This window comes from Cryomorphaceae bacterium (assembly GCA_007695365.1).
Classification (GTDB): domain Bacteria; phylum Bacteroidota; class Bacteroidia; order Flavobacteriales_D; family SKUL01; genus SKUL01.
Genome location: REDV01000070.1, coordinates 1 through 11,937, shown reverse-complemented (window position 1 = coordinate 11,937; position 11,937 = coordinate 1). Strand labels below are relative to the sequence as shown.

12 protein-coding genes are annotated in these 11,937 nt (G+C 50.1%); 8 read left to right on the top strand and 4 right to left on the bottom strand.

Annotated elements, in window-relative coordinates:
* The 3 genes from EA392_05200 (at position 1) to EA392_05190 (ending at position 1,828) form a co-directional block, all read left to right on the top strand.
* Positions 1-1,041 carry an endonuclease gene (locus tag EA392_05200; protein ID TVR39834.1) on the top strand — a complete coding sequence of 347 codons (1,041 nt, stop codon included), beginning with the start codon at positions 1-3 and terminating at the stop codon, positions 1,039-1,041.
* A 95-nt stretch (positions 1,042-1,136) separates the two neighbouring features.
* A complete protein-coding gene (locus EA392_05195; protein ID TVR39833.1) occupies positions 1,137-1,394 on the top strand; it encodes a hypothetical protein in 258 nt (85 codons plus the stop codon).
* The gene (locus tag EA392_05190; GenBank protein ID TVR39832.1) at positions 1,391-1,828 is read left to right on the top strand and encodes a twitching motility protein PilT; all 438 of its coding nucleotides are present in this window, start codon (positions 1,391-1,393) and stop codon (positions 1,826-1,828) included. Before EA392_05195 ends, EA392_05190 begins: the two co-directional genes overlap by 4 nt.
* Here EA392_05190 and EA392_05185 read toward each other — a convergent pair.
* Positions 1,819-2,697, bottom strand: a complete 879-nt coding sequence (locus EA392_05185) for a DUF2279 domain-containing protein (protein ID TVR39889.1) — start codon at positions 2,695-2,697, stop codon at positions 1,819-1,821. The genes EA392_05190 and EA392_05185 overlap by 10 nt on opposite strands.
* A gap of 176 nt (positions 2,698-2,873) precedes the next feature.
* Here EA392_05185 and EA392_05180 point away from each other — a divergent pair, with 176 nt between their 5' ends.
* The 3 genes from EA392_05180 to paaZ all read left to right on the top strand — a co-directional run bounded on the left by EA392_05180 (position 2,874) and on the right by paaZ (position 7,732).
* Positions 2,874-3,440 carry a hypothetical protein gene (locus tag EA392_05180; protein TVR39831.1) on the top strand — a complete coding sequence of 189 codons (567 nt, stop codon included), beginning with the start codon at positions 2,874-2,876 and terminating at the stop codon, positions 3,438-3,440.
* Between the two features lie 26 nt (positions 3,441-3,466).
* The gene (locus tag EA392_05175) at positions 3,467-5,587 is read left to right on the top strand and encodes a hypothetical protein (protein TVR39830.1); all 2,121 of its coding nucleotides are present in this window, start codon (positions 3,467-3,469) and stop codon (positions 5,585-5,587) included.
* Between the two features lie 93 nt (positions 5,588-5,680).
* On the top strand, positions 5,681-7,732 hold the full coding sequence (paaZ, locus tag EA392_05170) for a phenylacetic acid degradation bifunctional protein PaaZ (protein ID TVR39888.1): 2,052 nt from the start codon (positions 5,681-5,683) through the stop codon (positions 7,730-7,732).
* Positions 7,733-7,735: 3 nt separating this feature from the next.
* Here the strand turns inward: paaZ and EA392_05165 are convergent, their stop codons facing one another.
* Complete coding sequence (locus EA392_05165) at positions 7,736-8,023, bottom strand: TIGR03643 family protein (protein ID TVR39829.1); 288 nt, start codon at positions 8,021-8,023, stop codon at positions 7,736-7,738.
* A 159-nt stretch (positions 8,024-8,182) separates the two neighbouring features.
* Between EA392_05165 and EA392_05160 the strand changes: the two genes are divergently transcribed.
* Positions 8,183-9,394, top strand: coding sequence for a GTP-binding protein (locus tag EA392_05160; GenBank protein TVR39828.1), 1,212 nt, complete (start codon positions 8,183-8,185; stop codon positions 9,392-9,394).
* Between the two features lie 3 nt (positions 9,395-9,397).
* Here the strand turns inward: EA392_05160 and EA392_05155 are convergent, their stop codons facing one another.
* Positions 9,398-10,696 (bottom strand): T9SS C-terminal target domain-containing protein, encoded by a 1,299-nt coding sequence (locus EA392_05155; GenBank protein TVR39827.1) that lies wholly within the window; start codon positions 10,694-10,696, stop codon positions 9,398-9,400.
* 161 nt (positions 10,697-10,857) lie between these two features.
* On the opposite strand from EA392_05155, the gene EA392_05150 reads away from it, so the two are divergent.
* Positions 10,858-11,637, top strand: coding sequence for an enoyl-CoA hydratase/isomerase family protein (locus EA392_05150; protein ID TVR39826.1), 780 nt, complete (start codon positions 10,858-10,860; stop codon positions 11,635-11,637).
* A gap of 167 nt (positions 11,638-11,804) precedes the next feature.
* Here the strand turns inward: EA392_05150 and EA392_05145 are convergent.
* Positions 11,805-11,937, bottom strand: a 133-nt coding sequence (locus EA392_05145; GenBank protein TVR39825.1) for a type II toxin-antitoxin system RelE/ParE family toxin, incomplete at its 5' end; no start/stop codon positions are given.

Here is an 11,937-nt window from a genome sequence, read left to right as displayed (position 1 = left end):
ATGATTGCCTTTCTCACCCCTGAAAAGCTGGCGGCTACAATCTTGATTTGCGTCTCAATCTCCGCCTCAGCTCAATCAACCCATAAATCAACTCCTTTTTCTGTTGCCTTTTACAATGTTGAAAATCTGTTCGATACAGTAAATGATCCGAACATTAATGACAACGAGTTTGTGCCCGATGCTGCAAAGCAATGGACCAGGGAGCGCTACCTCAAAAAGCAGGAAGACCTCGCGCGGGTTATTGCAGCCATACCTCCGGGCGAACTGCCCGACCTTGTGGGTCTATGCGAAGTGGAAAACCGCACTGTACTGCTGGACCTCGCCAAACAAAAGGAAATTGCCGCCGCCGGTTATGGTATTGTTCATCGCGACAGCCCCGATCGCCGGGGCATTGATGTTGCCCTTTTTTACAAACCCAATCGCTTTTCGCTGCTTCACGAGGATTATTTTACCATTCCGCTGGTAACCTCCGGCGGTCCTACCCGTGAAGTGCTCTACGCCAAAGGACTGGTGAACGGCTCTGACACACTGCATGTTTTTGTAAACCACTGGCCTTCGCGCTATGGAGGTGTAGAAAAAAGTGCTCCCAACCGCAATGCCATGGCAGCCCAGGTGCGCTATCGCATTGATTCTTTGCAGCAAACTCAACCTGATTGCAAAATACTGGTAATGGGTGACTTCAACGACAACCCGGACAACGAAAGTATGGCCGAAATTCTCGGGGGTGCTACAAGGGCTGACCAAACAGAACTTCCGCTTTACAACCTGCACGCAGCGGCGTGGTCGCGCGGAGAAGGAACCTTCAATTACCGAGGAGAATGGAGTATGCTGGATCAGATCCTGGTAAGCTGGTCATTGCTCAATGCTGCTACTGGCCTTTCCGTGAGACCAGATGCTGCTGGAATCCTGCGTGAACCCTGGATGATATACACCAATCCGCAAGGAGTAGAATACCCCAGTAAAACCTATGGTGGTGACAGCTATTACGGTGGCGTTTCCGACCATTTACCGGTCTTTGTGGAGATGGAGATAATCAAATGATGGTTCGGAAAAACACAGCAGACCTTTTATAGTACGTAAAGGTTTTTTATCTTTGTCGTATTAATGCTTATCAGGTCAATTTAAAATTTCAGGTCATGGACTCAAAAATCACATTATCCTTTGATGCTCAGATTATCGAGTTGGCCAAAGAATTTGCCGCCCGAAACAACACCAGTGTTTCGCGTCTCACCGAATTCCTTCTGAGGAAGGTATGCACAGGCGAGTACAAGGATTTGGAGTCTTTGCCCATTTCCGATTGGGTTGAGCAAGTAGCCGAAGGCAAGGCAGAGTACCACACCAAGCCGCGTTCCCGCAAAAGTACGCGGGATGAATTCTTCGATTCCCGAAAATGAAAATCTTTGTGGATGCCAATATCCTTGTTGCGGTGGTCAACAGGGAATACCCGCTTTTCAGTTATGCCTCACGCGTGTTGAGTCTCCCCGAATTTGGAAACTACAGCCTCTATACCTCTCCTATTTGTCTGGCCATTGCGTTTTACTTTGCCGAGAAGAAGTCGGGGCGCGCTGTGGCAGGAAAGAAGCTGGCTCTTATTGCCAGGCACATAGGAATTGCAGCCGTTGATGAGTACGTGGTTCAGCGCACCATCCGGCAAGAAAATGTCAGTGATTTTGAAGACGGCCTCGAGTATTTCGCTGCTGAAAACGCGGGTTGTGAAATCATTGTGACTGAAAACCCCGGAGATTTTCATTTCGGAAAGCTGAGAGTGATGCGGGCTGAGGAAATGATTGTGTACTGTCTGGATGCGTCGAAAATACGTCAGAAGTAAAGCCAATAACCTCTTACTCCACCCCTCTGGTTAAACTCGATGGCAGGAGCAGGTATTTTCACAAAGCTCACCAGTTCAAAACATGTTTTAAGCACCTTTGAACGGGTTTTGATACGCGTCAGATCCACATCAAAACTCAGGTAAACCTGGCGCTGGCGGTCAAAAGCCGGCAGCGGATTTCCCTGGGCATCAAAAGAAGGGTTGCTGCTTCCTCCTGTCATGCCATCAGCGCTGTAACCTAGGGCAAGGTTCAACCACACAGGCAGCCATTGGGGCTTTTGGTTGAACCACGAGGCACCATTTATTGACAACCAGTAGGTTTGGCCGTTGTAGTCTTTCAATAGTCGCTCAAGACCATTGCTTCCCAATACATTGGGGCGGTATTGCGCATAAGGTGAGTGGTGAACCGAAAACTTTAATTGCATTCTCTGGTCTCCCCAGTGCAACTCCTGCCCTATCACCAGCGCGGCTCCCACGGCATTGGCCGCCATATCGCTCAGAGAAAATCCCCACTCTGCCGAAAAGCCATCAAGCACCTCTATCGCTGTGAGGTAAGCAAAACCATAACTCCCTCCTATCCAGATGGCTTTTTTGCGCTCAGTGCCTGTCCATTGCATTGCACGAATACCCATGCGGCCCATGTAATAGGAAGTCATAGCGTGTCCGGCTTTGTCCATTTGCTTCCAATCGCCAAGGTCGTCAAAGAGATGGAAAGAGGTTCGTGGTTGGTCTTTGTACCACAACTCATTCAGGCCAATGAGTGTTCCCCCGGCAATGAGCGTTCCGGTCGAGCCCACCAGCCATGCGCGCTCAGATTTAAAGCTTACAGAATCAGGAGGTGTGGCAAAAGCAACTACGGAATAAAGCAAAAACACCAACGGCAATAAGGAAGCGCACAGGCACTTTGCTCCAAATTGAAATTTGATTGGGCTTACCTTCTCCACACCGCGAATGTACCCAAATTCCCAGCTATTGATACTTTGGTCAGCGGACAGGCCTTGAAAAATCCGAGTCCAATTCTGTACATTCGTGCCAAAATAGAGCGATGCTTGCGATTGTAGTACTGATTGTTTTCCTGGTGGTATTGATGCTCATGCTTTCTGTGGGTTTCTTTATTCCGCATGTTACAACCATGAGTGTGATGGATATTAAAAAACCCATCAATACCTGTTATGCGCTGGCCAATGAAACGTGGTTTTACAAAGAGCTCATTCCGCAACTCTCAGAGCCTCAAGTCACCCCGAACATCTCTGAAACCACCCACGCCACCGCCATGGTTAACTACAAAGGCAAAGCCATGACCTGGGTGTTGGAAGACAGTATTGCAAACTACCGGATGTCGGCCAAATGGATGGAAGGAAGCTGTGATGTACATCTGCAACTTTCTTTTTACAGGCTGTCTAAAAATGAAACCCGCTGGGTGCTGATTGCCAAGCGCCAACCCAAAGGAACCCTGAGAAGGCTACAGATTGCCTTGCGCAAATCACACCAGAAAAAGCTGGCCGAAGCCTTTTTGCAGGCGGCAAAAACCCGAACCGAAGAATTTGATGGTGAAATTACCGAGTTTGCCGATGTAGATCCTGAATTGAATCCGAACTTCTCGCTACATTAAGCGGTTTTTCGCAGTGAAAACAAGGTATGTCCATCGCATTTTCTAATCACCCTACTTCCTTAAAAAACTGCGCACTCAGCGCCCAAAGAATCATATTGATTTTGATGGCTGCGTCATTGCTAGTCTTTAAAGGCAATACCCTTCGGGCCACGAACCACCACGAGGATAGTCTGAGAAAGGTTATAGATTCAGCGCAACACGACACATTGAGGATACCGGCATTATTTGCACTGGCTAAACTTCAAACGGATACTGCTGAAGCGTTCGCCTTTTTGCATCTTGCAAGAGACCTGGCTGAACAGGCGAGCATTCCTCTGTGGAAAGCATACGCAAAAGTTGAATTGGCAGACCTGCACAGGAAACACGGCCGATATGCTCCAGCTATAAATTACGTTGAGGAAGCTATCCAAACGCTCGAAGAGTTTCCTCCCGGAAAACCCATTATACGCGCCTACGGCATAGCGGGGCAACTTGCATGGAGTGAGCGCAGTTCTATGAAGTCTATCTATTACAAACGAAAATGGGTGGATGGATTAAACAAACCCGAAACACGTGAACAATACGGTAAAGCGCTGAATAATCTGGGCGTTACCTACAAGAACGCTGCCCTCGAAATCAAAGCACTGGAAACCTTGCTGAAAGCCCTCGAAATTGCAGAGGAGTTTCGGGACAGTACCCAAATTGGCACCACGCTTAATAACATTGGCAATGTGTACAAAAACCGCGAAGAGTATAACGAGGCTTTGGAAGTGCATTGGCGCGCACTGGCCATTCGCAGAAACCTAAAGGAACCGCAAGCTCTGGCCGATACCTATAACAATATTGGTCTGGTTCACCGCAAGCTCGGCCATAACGACTCTGCGAGATACTACTTTAGCGAGAGCATTTACATTCGAAAACCGACGGGTGAAAAACGCCGGTTATCCTATGCCTACAACAACCTTGGCCTGTTAATGTCAGACGAGGGAATTCCTGACAGCGCGCTCAAATATCTTCATTTATCGCTCGATCTCAAGCGGACAGCACCGGGCGACCACAGAGACATGGGTATTGCTTATTTGAATCTGGCAGAGACATACATTTCAATTGGAAAAAATGACATCGCCTATGATTATCTCGAAAAATCCCGACTCGCCATAGATGGCAAGGGTTATACTGAAATAGAAATTGCCCGGCTGGAAGCTTTGGCAAAGTATTTCGCTCAAATCAATCAACATGCCGACGCATATAAATACATACTGATTCACAACGAACTAAAAGATTCGCTCAATCACATTAACCTCACGAAAAATGTACGCGATGTACAAGCGTCTTTTGCACTGGAGCAAAGTCAGAACGAAATCAACCGGTTAGAGCAGGAACAACGCCTCAAAGAGCTGGAGTTGCAAAACGCAGAACTGGCCCGCAACACAATGCTGATTGCGCTGGTGGCCATAGCTGTAATCGCCATGGTGATTATGCTGCGCTCACGATCCATCAGTCAACTGAACAAGAGCCTGCAGGAAGCCAACGCCAACCTTCAGGCAACCCGGGTGAGTAAAGAAGAGAAAGAAACCTTGCTCAAAGAAGTACACCACAGGGTAAAAAACAACCTGCAAATCATCACCAGTTTGCTAAGGCTTCAATCCGAAAACATCAAAGACCCTGAGGTGTTGGCCCAGTTCAATGAGTCGCAAAACCGCATCCGCTCTATGGCGCTGGTGCATGAAGAACTTTATCGTTCCAAGGATTTCACGAGCATCAATATGAAAGACTACTTCACCAAGCTCGCCAATGACCTGATTCGGATTTATGCTGTGAGAAAGGAGATTGATTTTCGCATCGATACGGAAGTTGAAAAAATGGGAGTCAATACGCTTATTCCGCTGGGTTTAATGGTGAATGAAATCATTACCAACGCGCTAAAACATGCCTTTACCGGCAATACGGGGCTGCTGGAAATAAAGTTGCGCGATCTCGGAAACAAGGATTACGAGCTGGTGGTTGCTGATAACGGACAGGGCTTTCCTGAAGGCCTCGAAATGCACGAATTGCACAGCCTCGGCGTAGAACTTATCCACACCCTCGCAGAGCAATTGGATGGTTCAGTACAAATGGACAATGAGTCCGGCGCACGGTACACCATTCGCTTCCGGTGTCAAGACTAAACCCATAGTCAGGTCTTTACCGAAAAATTGGTTCAGTTCGGGCAGAATGCGGAACTTTACGGCAATCTATTCAAAGGAAAAAACCAGGAAAACATGGCTCATAAACTGAAGAACTACATAGGCGGAAAATGGGTAGAAGGCCACGGTGACGGAAAGCCCCTTTACAATGCCATTACAGGCGAAACCATTGCAATGGCTACCGCTGATGGACTGTCTTTTGAAGATATGCTGCACTTTGGCCGCACGGTAGGTGGTCCCGCCCTGCGCAAAATGACCTTCCAGGAAAGAGGTCGTATGCTGAAAGCACTTGCACTCTACCTCATAGAGCGCAAACAAAGATATTACGAACTGAGCTATGCCACTGGCGCTACTCAAACCGATAGCTGGATTGACATAGAAGGTGGTATCGGCAACCTCTTTGCCTATGCAAGTCTTCGCAAACAGTTCCCAAATCAGTCATACTACGTGGATGGCGACACCGCTCCCCTTTCGCGCGGCGGATCCTTTATCGGTCACCACATCATGGTACCGAAAGAAGGGGTGGCCATTCACATCAACGCTTTTAACTTTCCCATTTGGGGAATGCTCGAGAAAATTGCGGTTAACCTCCTGGCCGGTGTGCCCGCCGTGGTGAAGCCTGCCACGCTCACCTCCTACCTTACCCAATTGATGGTAGAAGATATTGCCGCTTCGGGTATTCTGCCCAACGGAGCCCTGCAACTCATCTGCGGATCGGCCAACGGCATTCTTGACTCTGTATACTCCCAGGATGTGGTGACCTTTACCGGCTCTGCCTCTACAGGACGCATGCTCAAAGGCCACGCCCGTATTCTGGACGAATCGGTTCCGTTCAACATGGAAGCCGACTCGCTGAACGCAGCCGTACTTGGTGAAGATGCTACTCCCGGAACCGAAGAATTTGAGCTGTTTATCAAAGAAGTGCGCAAGGAAATGACCGTAAAATGCGGACAAAAATGTACGGCTGTTCGTCGCATCATCGTGCCCGAAAACATGGTGGAGGACGTGCAGATTGCGCTGGGTAAGGCATTGGCCAAAACCACCATTGGAGACCCACAGGCCGAAGGCGTGAGAATGGGAGCACTCGCCGGAAAAGAGCAGCTTAAAGAAGTGCAGGAAAAACTGGCCCAACTCAAAACCGCCTCGGAAGTGGTCTATGGTGGAGATGCCCTCCTGGAAGTCATCGGCGCCGATGTGGCCAAAGGTGCTTTTATGGCTCCGGTATTGCTCCGCAACGACCGGCCTTTCGAAAACCTGGCGTCGCATGAGGTAGAGGCCTTTGGACCTGTAAGCACCATCATGCCTTACAAATCGTTGGACGAAGCCATCCAGCTCACCAAACTCGGAAAAGGATCTCTGGTGTGTTCGCTCACTACCTACAACGATCAACTGGCGCGGGAATTCACCATCGGGGCTGCGTCGCACCACGGCCGCATTCTGATACTGAACCGCGACTGCGCCAAAGAATCTACCGGACACGGATCGCCTATGCCTTTACTGGTTCACGGTGGCCCCGGACGCGCTGGTGGCGGCGAGGAAATGGGCGGAAAACGAGGCGTGTTGCACTACCTGCAACGCACAGCCATTCAGGGCTCTCCCACTACCCTTTCGGAAATTACGCAGGTGTACCAATACGGCGGCAAGCAAACCGAAAGCGAACCGCATGTTTTCCGCAAACACTTTGAAGAACTCAGAGTAGGCGATACCGTCACTACCGCCAAACACACGGTAACCGAGACCGACATTGCCAACTTTGCCAATGTGAGCGGCGACAATTTTTACGCCCACGTAGATGCCACCTCGTTGGAGGGAACCATCTTTGAGCAACGCGTTGCCCACGGCTACTTTGTGCTCTCAAAGGCTGCCGGATTGTTTGTGGAAGCCAAAAAGGGGCCCGTTCTGCTCAACTACGGAATTGACGAATGTCGCTTCACCAAACCCGTGTACCCGGGCATGACCATTGGCGTGCGGCTTACCGTGAAAGAAAAAATTGACCAGGAAAAACGCTCCGACGACGATATCGCCAAAGGCATTGTGCGCTTTCTTGTGGACGTGTACGACGAAACCGGAGAGACGGTAGCGCTCGCCACCATTCTCACTATGGTGAAGAAACTCAAAGATGCGTAAACCTTAGCGTTTACTGATTCTGTTTCCCGTGATGTGGCGTTGCATGCGACTTTTAAATCGCTGCATGCCCGCAGGTTGTTTTTTGGCGTGTTTGCTGCTTACGCCGCTGTTTACCCGCTTTCTCCAGCGCCTGAAGCTTGCCCCCCGTAAATGCGTGCGCATCAGTTTTACCACCCCGGCTTCGGTGATACCAAATTGATGGTTGATGGCCTCAAAAGGGGTTCTGTCCTCCCATGCCATTTCAATAATTCGGTCCAACTCGTCCGGCTGCAGGTTTTTGATCTCCATCAACCTATCAACCGCTGCGGGTAGTAAAAGTTCCCATCCCACGGGAGAAACCATCCTTCTACCACTTCTCGTGAATTCCAGAAAGAATGGAAAAAATGATTCCGTAGCGACTCCGGTCATTTGTTCTGTTTATATTTGCGACACAATCGCAATAAAGCCTGTATGACCCCTACTGACCAACTTCTACCCGTAACGGTACTCAGTGGATTTCTTGGAGCAGGAAAGACCACCCTTCTTAACCATGTTCTTCACAACAAGCAAGGCCTTAAAGTTGCGGTGATCGTGAACGATATGAGCGAGGTAAACATTGACGCCCGCACCGTGGAGAACGAAAACATCCTGAGTCGAACCGATGAAAAGCTCGTAGAAATGAGCAACGGATGCATTTGCTGCACCCTGCGCGAAGACCTGATGGTAGAGGTAGAACGCCTTGCACGCGAGAACCGTTTTGACTACCTGTTGATTGAGAGTACGGGAATCAGCGAGCCGGTGCCTGTTGCCCAAACTTTCACTTTTGTGGACGAGGACAACGATATAGATATGAGCCGTTTCAGCAAGATTGATACGATGGTTACCGTGGTGGATGCCTTCAACTTTTTTCGCGATTTTGGAACGGATGAATTGCTGGCAGACAGAGGGCTGACGGACATGGAAGGAGATTACCGAACCATCGTGAACCTGCTGACCGACCAGGTGGAGTTCGCCAATGTGATTATCCTTAACAAGTGCGACCTCGTAACCGAAGAAGACCTGGGCGTACTGCAATCGGCACTTCAAAAACTCAATCCGGATGCACGCATTATTCGTTCGGAGTTTGGCCGTGTAGCTCCCGGCGACATTCTGAACACGGGGCTGTTTGACTTTGAAAAAGCCCAGAGCTCGGCCGGATGGCAGCGCGAATTGGAAGGCGGCGAGCACACCCCCGAAACCGAGGAATACGGAATTTCATCTTTCGTTTTCCGCGATGCCCGGCCTTTTCACCCCGAGCGGTTGTGGCGCTATCTCAACGAACAATACCCCTCAGGTCTTATTCGCGCCAAAGGACTTTTCTGGCTGGCCACCCGCCCCAATGATGCATTGAACTTCAGTCAGGCGGGAGGCTCGTTGCGACTTGAGCGGGCCGGTGTTTGGTGGGACAGCATGCCCGAATCCGAGCGACTTCGTTTTGAAAGTTTCGTGTACAATCGTGCATTCATCGAAAGTCGCTGGCACCCGCGTTGGGGCGATCGCATGAACGAACTGGTGTTTATTGGGCAGCAAATTGATGAACCGCTTATTCGCGCAGATCTAAAGGCTTGTCTTGTATCCGAAGAAGAATCACATTTTGTGGGTGCTCCCAACACATTGCACGATCCTTTTCCCGTGCATATCTGAGCTCTACTCTTTTACAAACAGTCGCGATTGCAGACCAGCTCTGAGCACATAGGTGCCGACCGGTAATGCGCTTATATCCAACGCCTCGCCGTGAAACATCACCTGTTGCGCCAAGTGTCTTCCCATCATATCCAGCACCTGAACAGGCTCTCCGGACGAAATCCCTTCAAGATACAGGACTTCCCGGGCCGGATTGGGAAACAGCTTCCAGGCATGCACTTGATCTTCCTCCAACCCTGTTACAAGCCCGAAAATCTCTTCGTAGGTTTCGGCAAAACTATGGTCACCTGCACACGATTGCACCGCATCCCAGTTGATGCTCCAGGTCATCATGCCTTTCAAATCGGCGTAAGCATCCGGTTGAGCCAGTGCATAACTGCCCGGTTGCGGCCCGTTGCCCAGCAGGTAATGCATGGCTTGTATGACTTCGTCGGGCTCCACATATCCCCCACCCGCTGCCAATTCACAGGCCGGCAAACCCACAGCCACCTTTTCGGCCGGAAAGCCCTCAAAAAAGCCACCCGCCGTCTGAAAACCTTGAATCACAGCCTCGGTCATGGCCACGATAAAATCGGCGTTACCTTGCTCGTACACCACGCCATCAATGCCAAACATGGTTCCGCTGTTGTACAGCTGAACCTGCAAAATGTCGATGGAATCGCGCAAGGCATCGAGCAGTGGCAGATATCCGCCCCAAATTCCGCCATAGCCCGACTGGCCACCCTGCACATAAGCAGTTTCGGGAGCAAAAGTCAGGAACAGCTTTTCACCGTTCTCAATATGGTAGTGCTCCATGATTTCCTTTACCGCTTCAATCAAATTGAGCTGTGATGCGCTGGTGGGGTTGGAAATGGTTCCGCCGGCGGCCAGAATGGTGCTACCGTATTCAATGTCAATATCCAGTCCGTTGAATCCATATTGGGAAATGATGTCGCTCATGGATTGCACAAAATCATTCTTCTGGTCTTCGGTGTCGAGACTCACGCTTGCAGTGGCGCCCCCAACGCTGATCACTACTTTTTTGCCCTGGGCCTTGAGGGCTGCAATCTCGGTCTGAAGCACGGCGGGGGTTGTTCCGTCGGGCACAAACTGCATCGTCATATCGCTTGCAGAAACCGGAATGGCGAACGAGAGCGCTATCACATCGTAGCGTTCATCCACCTGACTGAGCGGAATATACGGCGCGTTCATATCATTCCAGTTGTGCCAGTAGCCCACGAGCATGTGGTTTGCGGGCTGGGCACAAGCTGTCCCACACCAAAGTGAAAACGCAAGCAGAAAGGCAAGAATTGGGCGCACCATGAAAGCCGGTTAAAAGTTCTGTGCGAAAGTAGGTATGTCATGCTGTTTCTGCCACACCACACGCATCATTCACCGAACCAAAAAAGCAAGGAACCTTGGAACTGCAAGACCTTTGTGTGAGCCCTTGAATTTGTAGATTTGTCAACCCTAAAACACCACTTATGAACGCTGAAGCCAAAGACCTCGGACATGTAAGCCTGCACACAGATAATGGAATTGCCACCATTGAATTTTTTCACCCGCTGAGTAACTCGCTCCCCGGAAAGCTGTTGAACAAACTCGCAGATACCATTCGCTCTTGCAACGACCGACCCGAAATACGTGTGGTGGTGTTGCGCTCCGGAGGCGATCGTGCCTTTTGTGCAGGCGCCAGTTTCGACGAGCTGGCCGGCATTGAAGATCTCGCTACGGGAAAGGAATTCTTCTCGGGTTTTGCAAAGGTTATCAATGCATGCAGAACCAGCAACAAACTGATTATAGGTCGGGTGCAGGGAAAAGCGGTAGGCGGTGGCGTAGGCGTTGCGTCGGCTACGGATTACTGCTTTGCTACAGTACACGCCTCTGTTAAGCTGAGCGAATTGGCAGTAGGCATTGGCCCGTTTGTGGTAGGACCGGCTGTAGCGCGAAAAATAGGCAACGCCGCCATGAGCCAGTTGGCCATCAACGCCACGGAATGGAAAAGTGCGGAGTGGGCACGTGAGCAAGGACTTTATGCGGAGATTTTTGAATCGGCCGAGGAAATGGATGCCGCCATTGACGCGCTTTCTGCCAAGCTCTCGGCCAGCAACCCCGAGGCCATGCGCATGTTGAAGCGCATTTTCTGGGAAGGTACAGACCATTGGGATGAACTGCTCGCCGAACGCGCAGCCATGAGCGGACAACTCGTGCTTTCGGATTTCACCAAAAACGCCATTGCGAAGTTTAAGGCCGGGGCAAGATGACGGCATCAACTGGAAGCAGCTGACCTTTGAGCAATGCGAGTAGCCTGCTTCGCAGCTTTCAAGGAATGTGTGAAGTTGAAGGTCCAAATTGGGGATATGATAACTTCACCATCACCTAAAAAAACGCGAAGAACGGCGACGGTACGTTGGCGAAGCGGATGGAAGGATTAACGCCAGTGTTTTAATTCATCTTCAATTCTATCAGGATCTTGTCGATTATCACTGATAGAGATAATTTCGATTTCATCGTTAATGATCCGATAGTAGAAAGAAGTTTGTTTGGTAACGACACATTTGAAC